At 72.0% G+C, this 23,385-nt stretch carries 20 protein-coding genes and 1 pseudogene; 3 read left to right on the top strand and 18 right to left on the bottom strand.

Annotated features, from left to right (window positions below):
• Position 1: 1 nt before the first annotated feature.
• The 16 genes and pseudogenes from OG933_RS33025 to OG933_RS32950 all read right to left on the bottom strand — a co-directional run bounded on the left by OG933_RS33025 (position 2) and on the right by OG933_RS32950 (position 17,788).
• Positions 2 to 1,147: a pectinesterase family protein gene (locus tag OG933_RS33025; RefSeq protein WP_405630496.1), complete on the bottom strand. Its 1,146-nt coding sequence runs from the start codon at positions 1,145 to 1,147 to the stop codon at positions 2 to 4.
• An 83-nt stretch (positions 1,148 to 1,230) separates the two neighbouring features.
• On the bottom strand, positions 1,231 to 2,562 hold the full coding sequence (locus OG933_RS33020) for a polysaccharide lyase family 1 protein (protein WP_405630494.1): 1,332 nt from the start codon (positions 2,560 to 2,562) through the stop codon (positions 1,231 to 1,233).
• 68 nt (positions 2,563 to 2,630) lie between these two features.
• Positions 2,631 to 3,428 (bottom strand): rhamnogalacturonan acetylesterase, encoded by a 798-nt coding sequence (locus OG933_RS33015; protein ID WP_362520706.1) that lies wholly within the window; start codon positions 3,426 to 3,428, stop codon positions 2,631 to 2,633.
• A gap of 105 nt (positions 3,429 to 3,533) precedes the next feature.
• Positions 3,534 to 4,871, bottom strand: a complete 1,338-nt coding sequence (locus tag OG933_RS33010; protein WP_405630490.1) for an ABC transporter substrate-binding protein — start codon at positions 4,869 to 4,871, stop codon at positions 3,534 to 3,536.
• Between the two features lie 88 nt (positions 4,872 to 4,959).
• Positions 4,960 to 6,018: pseudogene (locus OG933_RS33005) on the bottom strand (polysaccharide lyase family 1 protein); the annotation flags it as partial.
• 33 nt (positions 6,019 to 6,051) lie between these two features.
• Complete coding sequence (locus OG933_RS33000; RefSeq protein ID WP_405630488.1) at positions 6,052 to 7,560, bottom strand: family 43 glycosylhydrolase; 1,509 nt, start codon at positions 7,558 to 7,560, stop codon at positions 6,052 to 6,054.
• The gene (locus OG933_RS32995; RefSeq protein WP_405630486.1) at positions 7,557 to 8,411 is read right to left on the bottom strand and encodes a PmoA family protein; all 855 of its coding nucleotides are present in this window, start codon (positions 8,409 to 8,411) and stop codon (positions 7,557 to 7,559) included. Before OG933_RS32995 ends, OG933_RS33000 begins: the two co-directional genes overlap by 4 nt.
• On the bottom strand, positions 8,411 to 9,589 hold the full coding sequence (locus OG933_RS32990) for a Gfo/Idh/MocA family protein (RefSeq protein ID WP_405630483.1): 1,179 nt from the start codon (positions 9,587 to 9,589) through the stop codon (positions 8,411 to 8,413). Before OG933_RS32990 ends, OG933_RS32995 begins: the two co-directional genes overlap by 1 nt.
• Positions 9,586 to 10,875 carry a polysaccharide lyase family 1 protein gene (locus OG933_RS32985; protein WP_405630481.1) on the bottom strand — a complete coding sequence of 430 codons (1,290 nt, stop codon included), beginning with the start codon at positions 10,873 to 10,875 and terminating at the stop codon, positions 9,586 to 9,588. The genes OG933_RS32990 and OG933_RS32985 overlap by 4 nt, the downstream gene beginning before the upstream one ends.
• The gene (locus OG933_RS32980; protein ID WP_142269706.1) at positions 10,872 to 11,771 is read right to left on the bottom strand and encodes a carbohydrate ABC transporter permease; all 900 of its coding nucleotides are present in this window, start codon (positions 11,769 to 11,771) and stop codon (positions 10,872 to 10,874) included. The genes OG933_RS32985 and OG933_RS32980 overlap by 4 nt, the downstream gene beginning before the upstream one ends.
• Positions 11,768 to 12,703, bottom strand: a complete 936-nt coding sequence (locus OG933_RS32975) for a carbohydrate ABC transporter permease (protein ID WP_020130492.1) — start codon at positions 12,701 to 12,703, stop codon at positions 11,768 to 11,770. Before OG933_RS32975 ends, OG933_RS32980 begins: the two co-directional genes overlap by 4 nt.
• Before the next feature lie 118 nt (positions 12,704 to 12,821).
• Positions 12,822 to 14,567: an L-arabinonate dehydratase gene (gene araD, locus OG933_RS32970; protein ID WP_362520690.1), complete on the bottom strand. Its 1,746-nt coding sequence runs from the start codon at positions 14,565 to 14,567 to the stop codon at positions 12,822 to 12,824.
• Complete coding sequence (locus OG933_RS32965) at positions 14,564 to 15,475, bottom strand: dihydrodipicolinate synthase family protein (RefSeq protein WP_267020565.1); 912 nt, start codon at positions 15,473 to 15,475, stop codon at positions 14,564 to 14,566. The genes araD and OG933_RS32965 overlap by 4 nt, the downstream gene beginning before the upstream one ends.
• Complete coding sequence (locus tag OG933_RS32960; RefSeq protein WP_362520686.1) at positions 15,472 to 16,152, bottom strand: GntR family transcriptional regulator; 681 nt, start codon at positions 16,150 to 16,152, stop codon at positions 15,472 to 15,474. The genes OG933_RS32965 and OG933_RS32960 overlap by 4 nt, the downstream gene beginning before the upstream one ends.
• 177 nt (positions 16,153 to 16,329) lie before the next feature.
• Positions 16,330 to 17,091: an MBL fold metallo-hydrolase gene (locus OG933_RS32955; RefSeq protein ID WP_362520683.1), complete on the bottom strand. Its 762-nt coding sequence runs from the start codon at positions 17,089 to 17,091 to the stop codon at positions 16,330 to 16,332.
• A gap of 97 nt (positions 17,092 to 17,188) precedes the next feature.
• Complete coding sequence (locus tag OG933_RS32950; RefSeq protein ID WP_405630478.1) at positions 17,189 to 17,788, bottom strand: TIGR03086 family metal-binding protein; 600 nt, start codon at positions 17,786 to 17,788, stop codon at positions 17,189 to 17,191.
• Between the two features lie 191 nt (positions 17,789 to 17,979).
• On the opposite strand from OG933_RS32950, the gene OG933_RS32945 reads away from it, so the two are divergent.
• Positions 17,980 to 19,218: an MFS transporter gene (locus OG933_RS32945; RefSeq protein ID WP_405630476.1), complete on the top strand. Its 1,239-nt coding sequence runs from the start codon at positions 17,980 to 17,982 to the stop codon at positions 19,216 to 19,218.
• Here the strand turns inward: OG933_RS32945 and OG933_RS32940 are convergent.
• Positions 19,155 to 20,330, bottom strand: coding sequence for a hypothetical protein (locus OG933_RS32940; RefSeq protein ID WP_405630475.1), 1,176 nt, complete (start codon positions 20,328 to 20,330; stop codon positions 19,155 to 19,157). The genes OG933_RS32945 and OG933_RS32940 overlap by 64 nt on opposite strands.
• Complete coding sequence (locus OG933_RS32935; protein WP_405630474.1) at positions 20,331 to 21,290, bottom strand: 5-dehydro-4-deoxyglucarate dehydratase; 960 nt, start codon at positions 21,288 to 21,290, stop codon at positions 20,331 to 20,333.
• Between the two features lie 221 nt (positions 21,291 to 21,511).
• Between OG933_RS32935 and OG933_RS32930 the strand changes: the two genes are divergently transcribed.
• Together OG933_RS32930 and OG933_RS32925 are read left to right on the top strand one after the other, a co-directional pair.
• On the top strand, positions 21,512 to 22,336 hold the full coding sequence (locus OG933_RS32930; protein ID WP_405630472.1) for an NAD-dependent epimerase/dehydratase family protein: 825 nt from the start codon (positions 21,512 to 21,514) through the stop codon (positions 22,334 to 22,336).
• Between the two features lie 263 nt (positions 22,337 to 22,599).
• Positions 22,600 to 23,370 carry a DeoR/GlpR family DNA-binding transcription regulator gene (locus OG933_RS32925; RefSeq protein ID WP_230196260.1) on the top strand — a complete coding sequence of 257 codons (771 nt, stop codon included), beginning with the start codon at positions 22,600 to 22,602 and terminating at the stop codon, positions 23,368 to 23,370.
• Positions 23,371 to 23,385: the final 15 nt, after the last annotated feature.

Genomic DNA, 23,385 nt, shown 5'->3' with positions numbered 1-23,385 from the left:
CTCAGCACGCCCCCTTCCAGGGCTCCCAGTCGCCCAGGTAGGCCCCGCGGGTCGCCGATCGCGCCTGTTCCGGGGTGAGTTGGGGGCGGTTCTCGGGGACGGTGATCCGCGCTCCCGGCCCGGTGTTGCGGTACTCGGCGAACCGCTGGCTCTGCCAGGGGAAGGAGGCCGACATGTTGGTGTAGGGCGCGACGGCGTCGATCCCGGCGTCCAGACGGGTGTCGCGGACGGTGAGGCTCGGGCGGGCGGTGGTGTCGGAGCTGGGGACCCAGGGGCGGGCCAGCTTGTAGAAGGCGTCGGGCGCCTCGCTGCTGATCCGGCCCCGGACGACCAGGTAGCCGAGCGGGTTGGCGCCCGCCGTCGAGGGGGCGAAGACGAAGCCGTAGGGGGCCGCGGCCAGGTCGGTGCGGTTCAGGGTGCGGAAGTGGCAGTGCTCGTAGACGGCCGTCGCCCGGCCGAAGACGAAGTCGACGTCTCCCTCGACGTAGCAGTGCGCGTAGTACTGCCGGGCGAAGGCGGTGAGGGCGAGGGAGTCGGCGTACAGGGTGTCCTGGTGGCCGAGGAAGCGGCAGTGGTGGAAGGCGGAGCGGTCGCCCTGGACCTTGATGGCGACGGCCTGGGTGCCGGTGATGTCGGGGTGGTCGGCGCGCAGCCAGTCGTTGGCGAAGGTGATCCAGCGGGCGGTGAAGCCGTCGGCCTGCACGGTGGTGGTGGCCGACCCGGTGGTGCCGTAGGTGCCGCCGCCGGGCTTGGCGGTGCCGGCCGCGTTGTCGTAGGCGATGACGACGTCACGGGGGTCCTCGGAGGCGCCGATCCAGGTGGCCTCGGTGCGGGTGGCGTCCAGGGCGACGGTCTCCCGGTAGGTGCCGGGGGCGAGGACCAGGGTCCAGCCGCTGCCGGTGGTGGCGGCGACGGCGTCCCGGACGCCGGTGAAGTCGCCCCGGCCCAGCGGGTCGACGTACAGGGTCCGCGGGGTGAGCCGATCGGCCGGCGAGCCGTGGCGGCCGAAGGGGCCGCGGCGCGCGGTGGCGGCCCGCGCGGGTGCGGCGGCGAGGCCGAGGGCGGCGACCGTACCGGCGGTCGCCGTCAGGAATCCTCTTCTGGAGAGCGGGAGTCGGGGGTCGTGGGGGTGTCGGGGCGAGGACATGCGGGTGCTCCTTGGCAGTGCGGCTCTGCTGAGGGGGCCGGGGCGGCGACGGGCGCCGCGCGCCCCGGCCTTCGTAGGAGGGGTCAGCCCAGGCGCCCGGCGCCCGCGCCGCAGTCGACGATCCGGGGGACGGCCTTCGCCGGGTCGACCTCGGTGCGCAGGGCCGGCGTCCAGCCCGCGCCGGACTCCAGGACCTCGGCCGGGATCTCCGCGTTGTGCACGGCGATCAGATCCGTGAGCCTGCCGTTGACGTAGTTGTCGTCGGCGGTGAGCGGCGCCACGTTCCACCGCTTCAGCACCTTGGCCGCGCTGACGCCCGCCGGCAGTGTGAACGCGTTGTGCTGGGCGACGAGTTGGGACTCCTTGCCGATGCCGAAGCTGTAGGCGAAGGCGTCGTCGGCGACGAAGTGGTTGTTGTAGGAGTCGACCTGCCCGAAGCGGACCCGGGGAGCGCGTTCGACCAGGTTGGAGAACTGGTTGTGGTGGAAGGTCACCTTCAGGTGCCCCCGGTCGCCGACGGCCGTCGACTCGCTGTCGCTGTTGCCGATGAGGATCGTCTTGTCGTGGTCGGTGAAGACGTTCCAGGAGGCGGTGACGTAGTCGGCGCCCCGGACGATGTCCAGCTCGCCGTCGTGCTGCTGGTACAGCATGCCGAAGTAGGTCGGCGCGGCACTGTCCGGGTGCGATCCGTCGGTGAACGTGTTGTGGTCCAGCCACACGTGCGTCGAGCCGTAGACGACGGCCGTGTCGTACTCGGAGTTCCAGTTGCCGTTGGCGCCGTCGGTCGGGTCCCACTGCGGGAAGCAGTCGATGGGCGACTCGAAGGCCAGGTTCCGGATGATCACGTTGTCGACGGCCTTGATCTGAAGGCTGACGCCCTTGAAGCCGGCGTTCTTCCCGATGCCGACGATGGTGGTGTTGGCCGGGATGTTCGCCTTGATGGCCGTGTCCTGGGCGGCGGCGGAGGTGCGCCGCAGCCCCTCCGGACTGTCGGCGGGCTCGGCACTCAGGTCGGTGTCGAGGCCCCAGGTCTCGGGCGCGTACTTGGCGAGGTAGGCGTCGAAGTCGTAGCCGGGCGCGGCGAAGGCGTCACAGCCCTCGGCGACGGCGTCGATGACGCCCTTCACCTTGATGATCTTCGGCGCGCTGCCGCCGGCGGCGAGGGCGGCCTTGAACTCGGCCCAGGTGGTGACGGTGTACACATGGGCGGCGTCGGCGGCCGACCCGCCCGTGGTCCCCGTCCCGTGGGCGGCCCAGCCGTCGTTCGTGCCCAGCACCTGCCGGCCGAGGTCGCGGGACGAGGAGCGGGAGTGGGCGTCGGCCTGGGCGGACGCCGTGCCGGTGACGGACAGCACCAGCGCGGTGCAGCCCACCAGGGCAGCTATGACACGTCCATGACATATCTGTGTACGCACTGTACGGTTCTCCTCTTGTGGCGAAAGGCGTGCGGGTCCTGCGCGAGCGGTAGCGGGTGCGGCGGGTCCTACGCGAGCGGTGCGGGCCAGGTGATCCAGGACGTGGGGATCTCGTCGTGCAGCCGGACCACGTCACGCGGCCCGAGCACCCGCGTCCGCAGCAACTCCCCCACGACGAGCCGCGCGACGGCGATCGCGCCCGGTGGATTGAAGTGCGTGTTGTCCTGCTCGGTCGCGGTCCAGTTGAAGTACGTCTTCGTCTCCTCGACGCCGAGTCGCTGCCACAGCGCGAGCGACAGCGCCTGGACGTCGAGCAGTGCCACCCGCTCCGCCTCGGCGAGCGCGCGCATGGCGGCCGGGTACTCGCCGTGCGTCGGCACGGCGTTCCCCTCGGCGTCGAACCTGCGGCGCTCGACGGGCGTGGCGAACACCGGCCGGGCGCCCTTCGCACGGGCGCCGTCCACGTACATCCGCAGGTAGTCCTGATAGGTGGTCCAGGGCTCGGTGTAGCGGGTCGGATCGGTGGTCTTCTCGTCGTTGTGCGCGAACTGGACGAGGAGCAGGTCCCCCGGCCGGATCGCGGCGAGGACGGCGTCGAGCCTGCCCTCGTCGATGAAGCTCTTCGAACTGCGGCCGTTGACCGCGTGGTTGGCGACGGGCCGGTCCTTGTGCAGGAAGAAGGGGAGCGCCATTGCCCACCCGGTCTCGGGAGCGGCGTCGGAGTACTTCTGGGCGGCGGTGGAATCACCGGCGACGAAGAGCGTGCGGGGCCGGCGGGCCCCGGCCCGGGCCGGCCCGGCCGCCACCGCGCCGAGCGGTACAGCGGCGAGCGCCGCCGAAGTGACCTGTCTGCGGGTAAGGGACACGAGGTGCACCTCTCAACAGGGGCGAGTGAATGTCTTCAGGGGCGCGGGGAACTGCGCGACCAGCCACAACGGGCCCGCAGTTCCCCACGGACGCAACCGCCCCAGTTACGCGTGGTTCTTCTTCCAGTCGGCCTGCGCCGTGTTCAACTGCTCGGCCAGCGTGTCCAGGAAGTCCTTCGGGCTCAGCTTCCCGAGCAGCACCTTCTGGAAGTTCGGCTCGTTGTCCGCCTTGGAGATGGTGTTCCAGTCGGGCAGGTAGTACGGCAGCTGCACGATCTTGGTGGTGGTGCCCGCCAGCGCCTCGGCGGCCAGTTTCGTCGGCTCCGACGCCTGCACCCAGCTGTCCTGCGCGGCCTCGTTGTTCGCCGGCACCTGACCCGCCGTCTCGTTCCACTTGCTGTTGGACGCGTGCGACGCGGCGAACTCGATGAACTTCCAGGCGGCGGTCTTGTTCTTGCTCGCCTTGAACAGCCCGAGCCCGTCGACCGGGTTGGACACCTGCACCCGGGTGCCGTCGTCCTGCGTGGGCGCCGGGATGCCCTTGAACTTGCCGGCCAGCGCCTTCTCGTGGTCCCCGTAGGAGCCCAGGTTGTGGCTCAGCATGCCGATGGTCCCGGAGTCCCACTGGGCGACCATCTTGGTGAAGTCGTTGTTGACGTCGGCGGACGGGGTGTTCTTCTTGAACAGGCCGACGTACTTCTCCAGCGCGGCCACGTTCTTCGGGTCGTTGACCGTGGTCTTCTCGCCGTTCCAGAACTCGGTGATGCCGCTCTGCCCGTAGGTGGCGTCCAGCGCCTGGGCGATGGACCCCGCGCCACCGCGGATGGTGTACCCGAACGCGTTCTTGTCCTTGTTCGTGAGCTTGTCGGCGGCCGCGTAGAACTTCGTCCAGGTGGTCGGCGCGTCGAGACCGGCCCGCTGGAAGAGATCGGTCCGGTACCAGAGGGTGCCGTTGTTCGCGGAGGTCGGCACCGAGTACGTCTTGCCGTCGATCCCGGCCGCCTTGACGCCGTCCAGGAACTTCTCGTTGAGCTTGCCGTTCAGCGCGCTCTTGGAGATCCGGCTGTCCAGCGGTTCGAGGGCGCCCTGCGCGGCGACCTCGGCGAGCATCGCGGTGCCCACACCGCCGACGTCGGGCAGACCGCCGCCCTGGATGGCGGTGTCGTACTTGGACTGGACGCTGTCGGCCGGCACACCGACGTAGTTGACCTTGATGTCGGGGTTCGCCTTCTCGAAGTCGGCGATGATCTCCTTCCAGACGTCGGTACGCACACCGCCGTTGTTGTCCCAGAAGGTGATCTCCCCCTTGCCGGAGCCCTCGCCTCCCTTGTCCCCCGCGCCGCCGCTGCCGTCGTCGCCGCAGGCGGTTGCGGTCAGCGCGAGCACGGAGCCCAGGGCGACGGCCAGGGCGGCGCGCCTGCTTCTGCGGATGCTGCTCTTCATGTGGTCGGCTCTCTTCTTCTGGATCCCAACGGAGATATGAAGTTGTGGGGGGTCAGTGGGTGGTGCCGGTGCGCGGGCGCGGCGGGGCGCCGATCTGCCTCTGCGGCCCGGAGAAACGGGTGACCAGCGCGGGAACGGCGGCCGCGGGATCCAGCCGGTAGGCGTAGAACTCCCGCGGGTCGAAGGCCGTACCCCACGCGTCGGTCCGCCCGCTCGTGTTCCTCAGGATCGACCCGCGCTGCACCAGCTCGGCGGTGGCGTCGGCCTGGTAGGGGTGCTGGATCCCGTCGAAGTAACTGTTCTCGATGACCATCTTCGTGTGGCCGCGCGACCAGTTCCCGTACGTCCACACCGGGTCCCCGTCGGCCACCTGCGCCGAGAGGTAGTTGTTGTAGAGGTGGGCGTAGGCGCAGTTGTCCGCGGACGGGTTGCGCTGCTTCGTCCCCGTGAACCAGTTGTGGTCGATGGTGATCTGGGTCAGGACGTTCGTCGTCCAGCCGATGCCGAACGCCTTGTTGTGGGTGTCGAACCGGTTGGCGGAGACGGTGATGTACTGGCTGTCCTTGCGGATGTCGAGCAGCCCGTCGCCCATGTGCGTGAAGCGGTTGTGGTCGATCCACACGTGGTCGGCGGTGTCCATCTGGATCGCGTCGAAGTCGGTCGTCTTGCCGTCCCAGTCGCCCTCGACGTACGAGTCCCGGATCGTCAGATTGCGGATGATCACGTTGTGCGTACCGGGGTTCAGGTGCAGCTCCCCGTGCACGATCTCGCCGGTGTCACCGGCGCCGATGATCGTCTTGTTCGAGGTCACGACGATGTCGGAGCCGAAGGGCTCGACCGCCACCGCGCCCTCGACCCGGATGACGTACGGCTCCTCGGCCGCCGCGTACCGCGCGAGCGAGGCCTGGTCGGTGACGGTGACGACCTCGCCGCCCGCGCCACCGGTGGTGCCGCCGGCGAGCGAGGCGAAGCCATGGGCGGTGTCGGTCCAGCGGGACCCCGAAGGGGCAGAGGTGGCGGCCGTCCCCGGCTCACCGGCGGCCTTCGCCTCGCCGACGGCACCGAGGCCCAGAGCCGCCACCAGACCGGCGACGGCCGCCAGGACCACGGCCGGCCGCGGCAAGCGCTTGCTACGGAGGTGCGTCATTGCGTCTCCCAACAGGCTTACGGAACAGGTGGGTCAGAGCGTTCTGATCCGGAACTCGCCGAACGAGGCCGCTCCCGCGTGTCCGGTTCCGGGGGGCGCGAGGGCGAAGAGGCCCAGCAGGGCACCGACCCAGCGCCAGGGCGTGGCGGCGAACACGGGCCCCGACCGGCGCAGGCCGTCACCGATGTCGTACGCGAAACGGCAACGTGCTCCGGTGCCGATCTCGATCCGCAGGCGCGCCCGTCCCCGGGGGGCGAGCCGCGGGTGGGCCGCGTCCCGTTCCTGCTCCGCGACCGGTTCGGCGAACCGATGCACGAGGTGCACGGCCCCGTCGGTGCCCCGCTGGAGCCCTATCCAGCCGAAGGCGTCCCCGAGGACCGCGAGCCCGGCGCGGGCGCCCGGCTCCTCGCTGTGCAGCTCCAGCTCCACCTCCACGGCGGACGGGAGCCCGGGCAGCCGTTGCGTGAGGATGCTCGGCAGCCTGCGCAGGTCGTGTGCGTCGGCCGTCCGCACGCAGGTCAGGCGCAGTCCGTCGGCGGAGTGCTGGGTGGCGAGGCCGTCCTGCGGGTTGGCCGTCCACGACCACTGGCGGCCGAAGCGCCCGCCGGGGAAGTCGTCGTCGGTGGCGGGTGCGGCGGGCGGTCCCGCGGGCAGGTCGGGCCGCCGGTGCTCCGCCACCGGGGCGCCCTCGTCGCCGATCACCGGCCAGGTGTCCGCACCCCAGCGCATCGGCTGGAGGTGGACGACCCGGCCGTACGCGCCGCGCTGCTGGAAGTGCAGGAACCAGTCCTCGCCGGACCGGGTGCGTACCCAGCCGCCCTGGTGGGGGCCGTTGACCTCGGTGTCCTGCTGCTCCAGGACGATCCGCTCCTCGTACGGGCCGAAGAAGTCCCGGGCCCGGAAGGCGCCCTGCCAGCCGGTCTCCACTCCCCCGGCGGGCGCGAAGATCCAGAACCAGCCGTCGTGCCGGTAGAGCTTCGGCCCTTCGAGGGTGAACCAGCCGGGTATCCGGTCCCCGTCGACGATCACCTTGCCCTCGTCGAGGACGGCCGTCCCCTCCGGGTGCATCCGGTGGCCGGTGAGCCGGTTCTTGACGCCCGCACGGGACTTGGCCCAGGCGTGGACCAGATAGGCCTCGCCCGTCTCCTCGTCCCACAGGGGACAGGGGTCGATGAGCCCCTTGCCCTCCTTCACCAGGAGCGGTCGGGACCAAGGCCCCCTGATCTGCGGGGCGTTGATCTGGAAGATGCCCTGGTCGGGGTCGCCCCAGAAGATCCAGAAGCGGTCGTCGTGGTGCCTCAGGGACGGCGCCCACACTCCGCAGTCGTGCCGCGGAGACCTGAACTCCTGCGCCGGTTCGAGGCGTTCGAGGGCATGGCCGATCAGCGTCCAGTGGACCAGATCGCGCGAGTGCAGCAGGGGCAGGCCGGGGGCGCGGCCGAAGCTGGAGGCGGTGAGGTAGAAGTCGTCGCCGACCCGCACGACATCCGGGTCGGACCAGTCGGCGTTCAGTACGGGGTTGGTGTACGTCTCGTGCGTCACTGGCTGACCGCCTTCCGTACCAGTGCCGCCGCCTCGTGCCGGTCCAGACGGCCGTCGGCGACGACGGTGACGATCCGGCGCACGGCCGTCTCGCCGGGCGGAACCGCCAGCCTCGTCTCCGAAGCCAATGAGGAGCCGACGCCCGGGTACTCGGCGGTGCGGACGAACCAGGGGTCGCGGCGGGTGGCAGCGGTGGCCCCGGCGAAGACCAGGGTCCAGTGGGCGCCGGTCAGCGCGAGCCAGTCGGCGCGGGCGCCGTGGACGGACGCCTCGCCCTCCGTGCCGGCCGTGAAGACCTCGGGGGCCGCGTCCTCCTTCCGGGCCCGCCAGAAGAAGCCGCCGTAGGCCGCTCCGGGGCGCCCGTTCGTCGCCGGGCTGCCGATGGACAGCGGCCTCGAGGTGACGTTGGTCAGGGAGAAGGTGAAGTCCAGCGCCCAGGCGGTGTCGGTGAGTTCGGTGGCCGCGACGGTACGGCGCTCGCGCAGCAGCTCGGTTCCCGAGGCGACCCAGCGCAGCTCCTCCACGAAGCCGTCCGGGTCGCGGAGCTGGAAGGAACCGTGCCGCTGGGCGCCGTGGTTGTCGAGCTCGGTCGGGCCCCGGTCGCGGACGTAGGTGCGTCCGCCCCAGAAGTTGTGCCCCTCGACGTCGGGTACGGCTACACCGACGCCGAGGTGGTGTGTGTGGTCGGCCGGGCTCAGTTCGGTGACCGCCGTGCCGGCCAGGGTGGTGACGGGGTGCAGATAGGGCCGCGGGGAGAGCCGGGCGGGCAGCTCGGGCCGGGTCACGTAGCGGGCGACCGGGCGGCCGGCGACGCGCAGGACGACCGGTGCGTCGGGTGCGGTTGCGGTCATCAGGGGCTCACCTCTTTCGGGTGCGCGGTCGTGAACGCCCAGGGGGCGCCCAGTTCGGAGTAGAGGGCGAGGGTGTCGGCGGCGGCCGCGACGAGGCCGTCGATGCCGGGGACGACCCGCCGCTCCTCGTCGGGCAGCCGGCGCCAGGCGTCGTCGGGCACCTGTACCGGGTCGGGGGCGACCCGGATCGCCTCGACGACCCGCATGAACGACTCGGTCACGGCGGGCGGGACCAGCAGTTCCGTCCCGTCGGCGAGGTGCTCGACGAGGTTCTCCAGCAGGTCGGTGCGGCCGTACTCGAACTCCTCGGGACCGTGGCCGGCCCGCTGGAGCAGGACGCGGTCCTGCTTGTACCAGTAGGTGATCCGGCCGCGGCTGCCGTGCACGATGACGTACGGGTCGTCGGGGTCCTCGGCGCACAGCGTGGCCGCGACGACGATCTCGCGGCCGCCGGCCGTGTGGACGCGGACGCAGGAGGTGTCGTCGGACTCGATGGCGTTGGCGTGCGCCAGCTCGGTCTCGATGCCGGTGACGTCGGTGGCGCGGGTGGCGCCGGCCAGCGCGAGGGCGGTGGCGACGGCGTGCGCGAGCGGGTTGGTGAGCGCCCCGTCGATCACGTCGACGCCGTTCAGCCGTCGCCTGCCCGCCCAGGGCGCCCGCCGGAAGTACGCCTCGGGCCGGGCCCAGGCCCCGGCGCCGCCGACACCTGCGACCTCGCCGACCGCCCCGTCCTCGATCAGCCGGCGGATCGCGGGCACGGCGTGCGAGCCCAGCGACTGGAAGCCGATCTGGCAGACCACGCCCGCCTCGGCGACCCCGTCCGCCATCCGCCGGAACTCGGCGTAGGAGGGCGCGGGCGGCTTCTCCAGGAGCAGGTGCACCCCCTTGCGCGCCGCGATCAGGGCCAGGTCGGTGTGGGTGGGGATCGGGGTGCAGACGACGGCGATCCGGGCGCCGGTCGTGTCCAGCAGCGCGCCGAAGTCGGCGGACTGCTCGGGCGTGCCGAGGCCCTCGGGGATCTCCGCCGGGGTCAGCGGGGTCAGCTCGCAGACGCCCGCCAGGCGGACGATGCCCTTGTCCTGGAGCCGGCGGATGTTGTCCAGGTGCCAGTGGCCGTGGCCGCGCGCGCCCGCGAGGACGATCGGGACCGGGCTGCTCATCGGTTCGGCGGTGCTCATGGGATCCTCCCTGCGCCCGCGCCGCGTGCCACCTCGCGGTCGGCCACCGCGGCGCTGTCGATCTTTCCGTGCAGGGTAGGCGTCCAGTCGACGTCCGCCGTGAGGTCGCGCTCGCTGCCGCTGTTGTAGGCGTTGTAGACGGCGAGGAGGTCCACGGGCCAGCCGTTGAAGAGGGTGCCGCTCTGGCGCAGGGCGGTCCCGTTCCAGCTCTTGACCAGGTCGGCGACCTCCACGTGGCCGGGGGTGTGGAAGGCGTTGTTCTCGGCGTATACGGCCGACTCGGTCGACACGCCGAGCGAGTAGCGGTACTCGGCGCCCTCGGGGACGACGTACCGGTTGTCGTAGACGTGCACCTGCCCGAAGCGGACGCGCGGTGCGCGCTGTACGACGGACTCGAACTGGTTGTGGTGCAGCGTGACCCGGAGCTTCCCGCGGTCGCCGGTGGCCGTGTCGCCGCTGCCGATGAGCATCGCCTTGTCGTGTCCCGCGAACCGGCTCCAGGAGACGGTGACCAGGTCGGAGCCGTTGGTGATGTCCAGCAGTCCGTCGTGGCGCAGGTAGTTGCGGGCGAAGTAGGTGGGCTCGGCCGAGTCGGGGTGACCCTGGTCGGAGGCGGTGACGTGGTCGACCCAGACGTGTGTCGCGCCGGTCAGCCAGATGTTGTCGTACGCCGTCTTCCAGTCGCCGAGGCCGCCGGTGTTGGGCTGCCAGACGGGGAAGCAGTCATAGGCGTCGCGCAGGTCGAGGTTGCGGAGGATGACGTTGTCCGCGTTCTTCACCTGGAGGCTGGCGCCCTTGAGGACGGCGCCGTCGCCGAGGCCCACGATGGTGGTGTGGGAGCCGACGGGGAGCACGACCCGCTCGGCCTGCGCGGCCGCCGACGCCTGGCGGGCCTCCTCCTGCGCGCCGTTCGGCTTGGCGGCGCCCCAGGTGCGCGGGTCGTAGGCGGTCAGGTACCGCTTCAGGGAGTAGCCGCCGGTGGCGTAGTCGGCGCAGTCCAGGTGGTCGCCGTCGTCGTCGGTGTTGGCGTCGATCGTCCCGGCGATCTTGATGATCTTCGGGGTGTCGCTGCCGCCGTCGAGGGCGCGGACGAGTCCGGCGCGGTCGGTGACGGTGGTGACGTGGGCGTCGTCGGCGGCCGCGCCTCCGGTGGTGCCGGTGCCGTGGGCCGCCCAGCCGTCGTCGGCGGCCAGGGTGTCCCGGGAGATGTCCCGGGCCTCGGCCCGCGCGGGCACGCAGAGCAGCCCCAACGCGGCTGTCACCACCGTGATCTGCCGAAGCCTCATCCCTTCACCGCCCCCGCGCTGAAGCCGGTGATCAGCCACTTCTGGATGAAGGCGAAGACGAGCACCACCGGGACGGCGGCGATGATGCCGCCCGCGGCCAGCGCGCCCAGGTCGACGCTGTCCGCGCTCATCAGGGTGTTGAGGCCGACGGGGATCGTCTGCTTGGTCTGGTCGGACAGGAACATCAGGGCGAACAGGAAGTGGTTCCAGGCGTGCACGAAGGCGAAGGAACCGACGGCGATCAGCCCGGGCCGCAGCAGGGGAAGGACGACGATCCGGAAGGCGGTGAGCCGGTTGCAGCCGTCGACCCAGGCGGCCTCCTCCAGGGAGTACGGCACGTTCCGGATGAAGCCGCTGATCAGGATCATCGACAGGGGCAGCTGGAAGACCGTCTCGGCGATGATGACACTGCCGAGCGAGTTGATCATCTTGAGCTCGGCGAAGATCTGGAAGAGCGGCACGAGGAGCAGCGCGCCCGGCACGAACTGGGTGCACAGCAGGGCGAGCATGAACCCGCGTTTGATCCTGAAGTCGAAGCGGGCGAGGGCGTAGCCGCCCGCCAGGGCGACGCCGGTGGTGAGCAGCAGGGTCGCCACGCCGGTGAGCACGCTGTTCTGGAAGTAGACCGCGAAGTCCCGCTCGTTCCAGACCTTCTCGAAGTGGTCGAAGGTCATCGGCCAGGGCACGAGCGAGGTCGAGCCGGCCGGGCGCAGCGCGAACAGGAGGATCCAGTAGAAGGGGACGAGGGTGAAGACCAGGTAGATCGACAGCGGGAGGTAGATCTGCCAGCGGGGGGCCTCGTCCCAGGCACGCTTGTGCCGGGACGGGCGACGGTCGGGCGCGTCGGTCACGCGCACGGGGACGGGTGTGACCTCGGTGGCCTCCTTGGTGATCACTTGTCGCCTCCTCCGAACTTGCTCAGCCGCAGATAGACCATCGAGCAGAAGAGCAGGATCACGAACGCGACCGTGGTGAGGGCGGACGCGTAGCCGAAGTTGTGTGCGTCGACGCTGGTGTTGGCGATGTAGAGCGGGAGGGTGGTGGTCTCCCCCGCCGGGCCGCCGCCGGTGAGCGTGTAGAGCAGGTCGACGTTGTTGAACTCCCACACCGCGCGCAGCAGCGTGGACAGGACGATGGCGTCCTTCAGGTGGGGCAGGGTGATGTGCCAGAACTGCTTGATCCGGCTCGCGCCGTCGACCTCCGCGGCCTCGTACAGGTCCTTGGAGACGGACTGGAGGTCGGCGAGGATGAGGATCGCGAAGAAGGGGACACCGCGCCACAGGTCGGCGATGATCGCCGCCGGGAAGACGGTGGAGGTGTCCGACAGCCAGCTGGTGCCGTACTCGCCGATCCCCATGTCCGCGAGGTAACGGGTGATGCCTGTCTGGGAGTTGTAGAGCAGCACCCAGATCGCGGAGGTCAGCACTCCGGAGACGGCCCACGGGGAGAAGACCAGCGCCCGGCCGAGCGAGCGCCCCACGAAGGTCTGGTTGACGATCAGCGCGAGCGCCAGGCCGAACAGCAGCTGGAGTCCGACCTCGACGAAGACCCACTTGGCGCTGAAGGTCAGCGTGTCCCAGAACTGCGGGTCGTCGGTGAAGGCGTGGACGAAGTTGTCGAAGCCCGCGAAGCCGTTGCGCCACGGCTTGGTGGGGTTGTAGTTCTGCAGGCTGTAGTAGAAGACGCTGATGACCGGGTAGGCGATGAAGCCCAGCATCAGCAGGGCCGCCGGCGCGATCAGCAGGTACGGCAGTCTGCGGGGCGTGGCGGAGGCACGGCGCCGCCGGGGTGGCGCGGGCGGCTTCGCCACGGCTGCGGCTTGGGCCATGACTGTTCTCCGTTCTCGGTACGTCTCTCGGTGCGTCGTGCGTTCGTGTGCATCGTGCTCTCGTGCGGGTGAAGCGCTTTCTCTCTGCACAGGGGTGGGCCCGGTCGTGCTGTCGCGGTCAGCCCGCGTACGGGTCCGCGACCTTGCCCGGACGGGCCAGGAACTCGAAGTCGCAGCCGGTGTCGGCCTGGGTGATCTGCTCGTTGTAGAGCGCGCCGTAGCCGCGCTCGTACCGGGCGGGCGGCGGCGTCCACTGCGCCCGGCGCCGCTCCAGCTCCTCGTCGTCCACGTCGAGCCGGAGGGAGCGGGCCTCGACGTCGAGGGTGATCGAGTCCCCCGTGCGGACCAGGGCGAGCGGCCCGCCGACGTACGACTCGGGCGCCACGTGCAGGACGCACGCGCCGTAACTCGTCCCGCTCATCCGGGCGTCGGAGATCCGCACCATGTCCCGCACCCCCTGCTTGAGCAGCTGGTCGGGGATGGGCAGCATGCCGTACTCGGGCATGCCCGGGCCGCCCTTGGGGCCGGAGCCGCGCAGCACCAGGACGGTGTCGGCGGTGATCCCCAGCTCCGGGTCGTTGATGGTGCGCTGCATGGTCCGGTAGTCGTCGAAGACGACCGCGGGGCCGGTGTGCCGGAGCAGGTGGGGTTCGGCGGAGATGTGCTTGATGACGGCGCCGTCCGGGCAGAGGTTGCCGCGCAGGACGGCGACCCCGCCCTCGCTCGCGACCGGGTTGCTCCGGGGACGGATGACGTCCTCGTCGTGCACCTGGGCGCCGGCGAGCTGCTCACGCATCGTGTCGTGGGAGACGGTCGGGCGTTCCAGGTGGAGCAGGTCCGGGATCCGGGAGAGGAAGCCGGGGAGCCCGCCCGCGAAGTGGAAGTCCTCCATGAGGTACTTCCGGCCGCCGGGCCGCACGTTGGCGAGCACGGGGACGGTCCGGGCGATCCGGTCGAAGTCGTCGAGGGTGAGCTTGACGCCCGCGCGGCCCGCCATGGCGATGAGGTGGATCACGGCGTTCGTCGAACCGCCGAGGCCGAGGACGGTCGTCACCGCGTCCTCGAACGCGTCCGCGGTGAGGATCTCGCTCAGCCTGCGGTCCCGGTGGACCAGTTCGACGATGCGCAGGCCCGCGGCGGCCGCCATCCGGTCGTGCCCGGAGTCCACGGCCGGGATGCTCGACGCGCCCGGAACCGTCACGCCCAGCGCCTCCGCGGCGGCCGTCAGCGTGGACGCCGTGCCCATCGTCATGCAGTGGCCCGGCGAGCGCGCGAGGCCGCTCTCCAGCTCGGCCAGCTCGCAGTCGCCGATGAGGCCGGCCCGCTTGTCGTCCCAGTACTTCCACATGTCGGTGCCCGAGCCGAGGACCTCGTTGCGCCAGTGGCCCGGCAGCATGGGCCCGGCCGGGACGAAGACCGTCGGCAGGTCGACGCTGGCCGCGCCCATGAGCAGCGCGGGTGTCGTCTTGTCGCAGCCGCCCATCAGCACGGCCCCGTCCACGGGATAGGAGCGCAGCAGCTCCTCGGTCTCCATCGCGAGCAGGTTGCGGTAGAGCATCGGGGTCGGCTTCTGGAAGGTCTCGCTGAGCGTGGAGACCGGGAACTCCAGCGGGAAACCGCCCGCCTGCCACACGCCCCGCTTCACGGCCTGTGCGCGGTCGCGCAGGTGGACGTGGCAGGGGTTGATGTCCGACCAGGTGTTGAGGATCGCGACGACCGGCTTGCCGAGGTGCTCCTCGGGGAGGTAGCCGAGCTGGCGGGTGCGGGCGCGGTGGCTGAAGGAGCGCAGGCCCTCGGCGCCGTACCACTGGTGGCTTCTGAGGTCCTCCGGGCGTTTACGGGCTTGATCGTCGAAGCGCTTCATATGGACCATCCGGCTGCTATGGCGGCTACCTCGGCGCGCTCTTCCTCGGGCAGCGGCCGGCTCGGCGGGCGGACCTCGCGGCGGCACAGGCCAAGGGAGGAAAGGGCTTCCTTGACGACGGTGACGTTGTTGGCGGAGCCGTTGGCGGCGCGGAGCTCCTCGAAGCGCCTGATCTGTTCCCACACTTTCATCGCGGCCGGATAATCCCCTGATCGAAGCGCTTCGATCATGTTCAGCGAAACGGCCGGAGCGACGTTCACGAGCCCTGAGGTGAAGCCGGTGGCGCCCGCGGAGAAGTAGGAGGGGGCGTACGGCTCGGCGAGGCCGGCCACCCAGACGAAGCGCTCCAGGCCCGCGTCCCGCGCGAACGCGGCGAAGCGCGAGGCGTCCGGGACGGCGTACTTGACGCCGATGACGTTCGGACAGGCGTCGGCGAGCTCGGCGAGACGGTCGCCGCGCAGCTGCGCGTTGCGGATGTACGGGACGACGCCCAGCTCGGGCACCGCCGCCGCGATCTCCCGGTGGTAGTCGACCCAGCCGCTCTGCGACACGTACGGGTGGACGGGCTGATGGACCATCACCATCTGCGCGCCCAGCTCACGGGCGTGCCGGGCGGAGGCGACGGCGGTCGGTACGTCGTGTCCGACGCCGACCAGGATCGCCGCCCGTCCGCCGGCCACCTCGACGGTCACCTCCGTGACCAGGCGGCGCTCTTCGGGGGTGAGGGCGTAGAACTCGCCGGTGTTGCCGTTCGGGGTGAGGGTGGTGATGCCGCCGTCGAGCAGCCGGCGCAGCAGGGCCCGGTGGGCTTCGCCGTCGACGGAGCCGTCCTCGGCGAACGGGGTCACCGGGATGGCCACCACGTCGGCCAGGGCCGCACGCTGGGTCTCGAACGCCACGCTGCTCATTCCTGACCTTTCTCTGCCCGGGGCCCCTCATGGGCCTCCTGGGCGGTCTCGGGGAACGCCCGGTGCACGAAGGACGCGATGTGGGCGTGCAGGGCGCGGGCCGCTCCGTCGCCGTCGCCGTCCAGGGCGAGCCGCAGGATCTCGCGGTGCTCGCCCGCCTCCCGTTCCCAGGAGGGCGAGGCGGCCCAGGCGACGGCCGAGACCAGGGCGGCCTGGTCGCGCACCTCGTCGAGCATCCGGCCGAGCAGCGGGTTGCCGCACGGCAGGTACAGGGCGCGGTGGAACTCACGGTTGGCCAGCGACCGTTCGGCGGTGTCGGTCGCCTCGTCGGCCCGGGTCAGCGCCTGGCGCGCGGCGTCGAGGGAAGCGCCTCGCCGTACGGCCCGCCGGAGCGCCTCGGGTTCGAGGAGCAGGCGTACGTCGTAGACCTCGCGCGCCATGTCCGCGTCCACCATGCGCACCGTGACGCCCTTGTACTGGCTCATGACGACCAGTCCGGTGCCGGCCAGGGTCTTGAGCGCCTCGCGCACCGGGGTCTTGGAGACCCCGAACTGCGCGGCGAGCTCGGTCTCGACCAGGGCCTGGCCGGGCGTCAGCCGGCCTGTGAGGATGCGGCGTTTGATCTCCTCCAGCACGTACTGCGTGCGGGACGGGATCGGCGTGGGCACAGAGGTCATGCGCGCCTCTCGGATGTCACGTGTCTGATCTCGGATCTGGCGTATCGCGTCTCATATATGACGTACGAAGTACGACGCGTTGAAGGTAGGAGCGGCCCTGTGTTTCGTCAATGCTTCCGACAAAGGAAGTTGAGGTTGCCGAGGTGAGGCTGCCGGGGCGGGAGTGCCCGAACGGGGTCAGAAGGGCAGGGTCTCGCCCTCGCGAGCGGTCCGGGTGGGGCCCCCGAAGGTGACGGCGGCCCGCGCGGTCGCGGCCTCCCGGGTCAGCGTGGGCCCGACATGGGTGATGTACAGCTCGCGCACCCCGGCCCTGCGGGCGGCCTCACCGGCCTCCTCCGGCGTGAGATGCACCTGCTGCTCCCGTTCGCCTTCGCGATGGCTGTCGATGTCCGCCTCGCACAGGAACAGATCGGCGCCGGAGGCGAGTTCGGTGAGGGCCTCGCACGGCCCGGTGTCGCCCGAGTACGCGAGGACGCTCCCCTGGCACTCGGCCCGCAGTCCGTACGCCTCGGTGTCGTGCGCCACCGCGCGCGAGCTGAGGCGCAGGTTCCAGTGCCGCACGGTGTGCCCGTCGAACAGGGCCCTGAAGTCGAAGACCCCGCTCAGGAAGCGCACGTCCGGCCGGCCGAAGAAGCCCGCGAGACGCCGGGCGCAGTCGAGCGGCGCGTAGACCGGGATCGGGGCCGGCGGGGTCATCCCGCCGTAGGCGAGGGCGTAGGCGGCGGCCAGGAGGTCGGCGCTGTGGTCGGCGTGCAGGTGCGAGATCCAGATCGCCGTGAGCCGGTCGGGATCCGTGTGCCGCTGCAACTCCGCGAACGTCCCGGGTCCCGCGTCCACCCACACCTCCGCCCCCGCGCCGCGCAGCAGATAGCCGGAGCAGGGGCGGCCCGGCCCCGGGTGCGGAGAGGCGGTACCGAGGACGGTGAGGCTCAGGGGCATGGTGGGGAGCGTACGTTTCGGGCCCGCGGGACGCCCTGTGATTCCGTTTGTCCACGGCCACCGCAGGGTGCCGTCCGCACTTGGCCCGCCGGTCCGGCTAGCGCGTCCACCCCGGGTCGCGCCCGCTCAGTCCGACCGCCCGGTCGAGCAGCGGGGCGCCGTCCGGGACGGGGACCACGGGGCCGAACACACCGCTCCCGGGCTCCCCCTGGGCCGCGGCGGCGGCGAGGAACCCGTGCGCCGCCGACAGCGCGGCCGGGTCGGGCGTGTACTCCTGACCGGTGGCCCGGGCCAGGTCCCAGCCGTGGATCACCAGTTCGTCGGCGACGACGGCGCCCGCGACCTCGCCGGGCAGGTCCACGCCGCCCGCGCGGGTCATGCCGGTCCAGGCGGCCGGGTCGCGCCAGGCGTCGGCGAGCTCCTCGAGGGTCTTGGCGAGTTCCTCGCGCCAGCCGGGGCCGATCTCCGGCGCGGCGGCGTCCGCAGGGGTGTCGGTCGTGGGGCCCAGATCCTTGCGGGCGGCGTCCCGGAAGGCGACGGCGAGGCCGGTGAGGTGGCCGAGCATGTTGCGGACGGCGCAGCCCGGGCAGGGTGTCCCGTCGCCGAGCTGCCCGTCGCGGACGCCCTCCGCGAGGCGCGCCACGATCAGGGTCTGCGGGCCGAGGTCGAATGTGGGTGCGGCTGTCGTGTCGGTCATACGGGGTGGACCGGCGGCGGCGCGCGAACTCATCGGTGCCCCGCCCGGCGACTGCGTTCCGTCCGTGCCGATGCCTCAGGCGGCCCGGGGACATGACCGAGGGGGCCGCACGGATTCCCGCAAAGTGGGCGGCGCGTACGGGGCATCTGCCCGATGCCCGGGCGGCCGCCTCAGACCCACGATGACCAGGTATGACGAAGAACTGGTCCGTGGCGCGTGTCCTGCGGGACCGCGACGCGGCGCTCTATCTGGCCGCGTCGTCGGTCTCCGGTTTCGGCACCTCGGCGCTCTGGCTGGCGTCCGGTGTGTGGGTCAAGGACCTCACCGGCTCGAACGGGCTCGCGGCGCTGGCCGTGCTCGCCCTCTGGGTGCCCACGCTGCTCGGCCCGCCGCTGGGCACCCTCGCCGACCTCCTCCCCCGCAAGCCCCTGCTCGTCGCGCTCAACCTGGGCCCGGCGGCCCTGCTGCTCACCGTCCTCGCCGTCGACTCCGCCGGCCGGCTGTGGCTGCTGTGGGCGGTGCTGTTCCTGTACGGCGCCGCCTCGGTGGTCGCCGACGCGGCGGAGTCCGCGCTCGTCGCCGCCGCCGTCGCGCCGGAGCTGCTGGGCGACTTCAACGGGCTGCGCATGACGGCCACCGAGGGCATGAAGCTGGTCGCCCCGCTGGCCGGCGCGGGCGTCTACGCGGCCTACGGCGGCCCGGCCGTGGCGCTCCTGGACGCGGCCACCTTCGTGTGCGCGGCGGGGCTGTACGCGTGCGTGCGGGTCCGCGAGGAGCGGCCGCGGCCGGCCGGCGGGCACTGGCGTGCGCAGACCGCCGAGGGAGCCCGCTTCCTGTGGGGCCGGCCCGAGCTGCGCCCGCTGGTCCTGGCGGGCGGTGCGACGATGCTGTTCTCGGGTCTCGGCGGCCCGCTGGTCTACGCCGTCGTCGAGGGCCTCGGCCACTCCCCCGCGTACACGGGCACGCTCTACGCCGTCCAGGGCGCCGGTTCGGTCGTGGTGGGGCTGCTCTCGGGGCCAGCCCTGCGGCGGCTGGGGGAACACCGGTTCGCCGCCTGCGGGATCGCCCTCACGGCCGGCGCGGTCGCCGCGCAGGCCGTCGCCTCGGACCCCGTGGCCCTGGTGTGCAGCGGGGCGATCGGGGTGGGGCTGCCCTGTGTGCTGATCGCCGCGCTGACCGCCGTGCAGCGGGAGACGCCGGACGCGCTGCTCGGGCGGGTCACCGCGACGGCCGGCACCCTGATGTACGCGCCGACCGCCGTCGGCCTCGCGGCGGGCGCGGGCCTGGTCGAACTCGTGCCGTACCGGCCGCTGCTGGTGCTGCTGGCCGTGGCCCGGCTGACGGTCCTGCCGCTGCTGCGCGGCGCTCAGCGGGCGGCCAGCGCCTCGCGTACGCAGGACAGGTCCCCGTCCGACGCCAATCCCGCGTGATACAGCCGCAGTTCGGTCGCCCCGAGTGCGCGTGCCCGCGCCAGGTCGACGGTGAGTGTCCCCGGGCTGCCGCCCATGCCGGAGACGACGCCGAGGTTGGCGGCGAGGACGGCGCCCTCGCGGCCCTGCCCGGCGAAGGGGGCCAGCAGGCCGGGCCCGCCCGCGCAGGGCACGACGACGCCGTCCGCGACGGACAGGATGTGCTCGGGGTCGACGCCCGGGTTGGCGCCGACGTGGTACGTCACGGGGTCGGCGTGCAGCAGGACCTGGAAGCCGCCGGGCGCGGCGTCCCGTACCGCCCGCACGGCGGTCTCCTGGAGCGTGCGGGCGGTCTCGTCGCGCCACGCGCGCGTGGCCGCCGCCGTCTCCTCCCCGAGCAGTTTCTCGATCTCCGCCCAGCCTCCCCCGCCGTCCGGTGCCCCCTGCCACAGCGGCTCCAGCGCCTCCCGTACGGCGGCGGCGAGCGCGTCGGCGTCCAGGCCCTGCTCGCCGTAGCCGGCCCGGCAGGCGGGGCAGAAGCAGAGCGCCATCAGGTACTGGCCGGCGTCCCCGAGACCGACGCCGCCGGTCTTGTCGTGGGCGTGCAGATGCTGGAGCCCGTACCAGCCGAGGGACTCCAGTTCGGTGCCGCCCGCGCCGGGGCGTACGGCGGCCTCGGCGGCGAGGTCGACGAGGTACGCGCGCGTGGCGGGCTGGGCGATGCAGGGGGCCCACGGGTAGCGGTCGCCGTAGGCGTTGACGACCGAGGTGTCCGGATGCTCGGCGCCCATCCGTGAGTTGTGCGCGAGGACCACCCAGGTGTGCACGTCGAGACCGGCTCGCGCGAGTGCTTCGGCGGCCTCGCCGTAGGCGTCGCCGGGGGCCCAGTCACCGGCCGGGTACGGGCGCAGGGCGCGGCCCTTCCAGCGGTCGCCGGCCGGATCCGTCGGGTACAGCACGGCCGCGTGCTCGGCGGTGACGATGCGGTGGCGCGGGTGGCGGGGGGTGAGGGCGCGGGTGGAGTGGTAGGCGGCGGCGAGGGTCACCTGTTCCACGCCGAGCGCGGCGATCCGGGCCGCCGCCTCGGGGTCGCCGATGATGTCCCAGGGGTAGACGAATGTCGACGCCTTCACTTACCTGTCCTCCTCCAGCAGCGCGTAGCCGCGCTCGATCACCTGGGCGAGCTGCTTGACATGATCCTCGCTCGGTTCGTGCAGCGGCGGGCGCACTTCCCCCACGTCGAGGCCGCGCAGCCGGACCCCGGCCTTGACCAGGGAGACGGCGTATCCGCGGCCCTGGGCCCGCAGTTCGACGAACGGCCGGTAGAAGCCGTCGAGGAGGCGGTGGACGGTGGTGTCGTCGCCGGTGGTGAGGGCCCGGTGGAAGGCGAGGGCGATCTCGGGGGCGAAGCAGAACACGGCCGAGGAGTAGAGGGTGACGCCGAGGGCCCGGTAGGCGAGCTGGGTCTGCTCGGCGGTCGGCAGACCGTTGAAGTAGAGGAAGTCGCCGGGGAACTCGGTGCGGACGGCGCTGACGGTCCGCTGCATCAGGTCAAGGTCACCGAGGCCGTCCTTGAGGCCGATGATCCCCTCGGTGCGGGCGAGTTCGACGACGGTCCCGGGGGTGAGGACGGCGTTGTCGCGCTGGTAGACGATCACGGGCAGGGCGGTCGCGGCCGCCACCTCCCGGTAGTGGCGCAGCAGGCCCTCCTGGGCGGCGACGACGAGGTAGGGCGGCATGGCGAGCAGGCCGTCCGCACCGGCCGACTCGGCCAGCCTCGCGTAGCGCACGGCGAGCGCGGTCCCGTAGCCGGTGCCCGCGACGACCGGCACCCGGCCGGCGGTCTCGGTCACGGCCGCCCGCACACAGGCCTCGAACTCCTCCGGGGCGAGCGCGTGGAACTCCCCGGTCCCGCAGGCCGCGAAGACGGCGGCGGCACCCGCCTCGACGCCGCGCCGGACGTGCGCGCGGTAGGTGTCGAGGTCGAGGGCGCCGTCGGGGCCGTAGGCGGTGACGGGGAAGAACAGGGGTCCGCTGGGGACGCGGAGGCGATCGGCGAGCGGGGCTGACGTCACGGGCTCTCCCGGGTCCATAACGGGTCCATATTCTTGAGCAGTGTCCATATTCCTGAACGACCTCACGCTAGGGTGCCCGATCGAGCCGGGTCAAGCGCGGCAACCCCCGAGACACCAGCAGTTTCGTCACTCCTGTAGGACACTTGACGGGCGCCGCCACCGCTCCTTAGCGTGTCCATGCATGTGAACCGTGGCCACACATGCGTCCGCTCCCTCATGTGATCCAAGGAGACCCGAGGATGCCCGCTCCGCGCACCGTCCTGCTCACCGGCGCCGCCGGCGGCCTCGGCACCCTGATGCGGGACCTGCTGCCCGCCTACGGCTACGAGCTGCGCCTGCTCGACCTGCGTCCGGTCGAGGGCGAGCCGGAGGCGATCGTCGCCGACCTGGCCGACAAGGACGCGGTCCGGGAGGCCGTGCGGGGCGTCGACGCGATCGTCCACCTCGCCGGCATCTCGCTGGAAGCCCCCTTCGAGAAGATCCTCGGCGCGAACATCGCGGGCACGTACAACCTGTACGAGGCGGCCCGCGAGGAGGGCGTACAGCGCGTCGTCTTCGCCTCCTCCAACCACGCGGTCGGCTTCACGCCCCGCCCCCGGGACGGCGCGTCGCCCGACGAGGACCAACTGATCCCGATCGACACCCCGCGCCGCCCGGACACCTTCTACGGCCTGTCCAAGTCCTTCGGCGAGGACCTCGCCCAGCTCTACTGGGACAAGCACGGCCTGGAGAGCGTGTCCGTACGCATCGGCTCCTGCTTCGCCGAGCCCACCAGCGTGCGCATGCTGTCGCTGTGGATGAGCCCGGCCGACGGCGCCCGCCTCTTCCACGCGGCCCTGACCGCCGAGAACGTCGGCCACACCGTCGTCTACGGCTCCTCCGCCAACACCCGGCTGTGGTGGGACCTCGGCACCGCGCGGGCGCTCGGCTACGAGCCGCAGGACGACTCCGAGCCGTACGCCGAGAAGCTGATCGCCGAGCAGGGCGAGCTGGACCCGGAGAACATCGCCCACGCCTACCTGGGCGGCCACTTCGTCAGCGACCCGCCGATCTGGCCGTACTGACCGGGAAACGGACCTCACGGACGGCGGGCGGGCACCGAACGGGCCCGCCCGCCGCCGTATCCGGGCACGCGCCGTGCCCGATCCCACCCGCCGCCCGGCTGCCGCGCAGGTCCGAGCCGGGCAGGCCGCGCCGCAAACGGGCCCACCCGGGCAGTATCGGGCCCGCAACAGGCCTGGTCAGTGCCGCGCGCCCGCTGTAGAACTTCCCCCATGGGCCCCACCGGGCCCGAACGGGCAGAACGGCGCAAGAGCGAGGTGAGGACATGACCCCGAGAACGGCGGAGGAGCGCCAGCGCGAGATCGTGCGCGCCGCGCGCGCCACCGGCGCGGTCGACGTCGCCACGCTCGCCACCGAACTCGGCGTGGCCAGGGAGACCGTACGGCGGGACCTGCGGGCCCTGGAGGACCACGGCCTGGTGCGCCGTACGCACGGCGGCGCCTATCCCGTGGAGAGCGCCGGCTTCGAGACGACACTGGCCTTCCGCGCCACCAGTCACGTACCCGAGAAGCGCCGGATCGCCGCCGCGGCGGCCGGGCTGCTCGGGGACGCCGAGACGGTCTTCGTCGACGAGGGCTTCACCCCGCAGCTCATCGCCGAGGCGCTGCCCAGGGACCGGCCGCTGACCGTGGTCACCGCGTCCCTGCCGGTCGCGGGCGCGCTCGCCGAGACCGAGAACACGTCCGTGCTGCTGCTCGGCGGCCGGGTCCGCTCCGGCACCCTGGCCACTGTCGACCACTGGACGACGAAGATGCTGGCCGGCTTCGTCGTCGACCTCGCCTACATCGGCGCCAACGGCATCTCCCGCGAACACGGCCTGACCACCCCGGACCCGGCCGTCGGCGAGGTCAAGACGCAGGCCGTGCGGGCGGCCCGGCGCGTGGTCTTCACCGGTGTGCACTCCAAGTTCGGGGCGGTCAGCTTCTGCCGGTTCGCCGAGGTGGGCGCACTGGAGGCGATCGTGACGAGCACCTTGCTGCCGGCGGCCGAGGCCCACCGGTACTCACTGCTGGGGCCCCAGGTCATCCGGGTCTGAACCCCCGAAACACAC

It is taken from the genome of Streptomyces sp. NBC_00016 (assembly GCF_045040885.1).
Taxonomy (GTDB): domain Bacteria; phylum Actinomycetota; class Actinomycetes; order Streptomycetales; family Streptomycetaceae; genus Streptomyces; species Streptomyces coriariae.
Note: the sequence above shows the minus strand (reverse complement) of the source record. Positions and strands in the feature narration are given on the sequence as shown.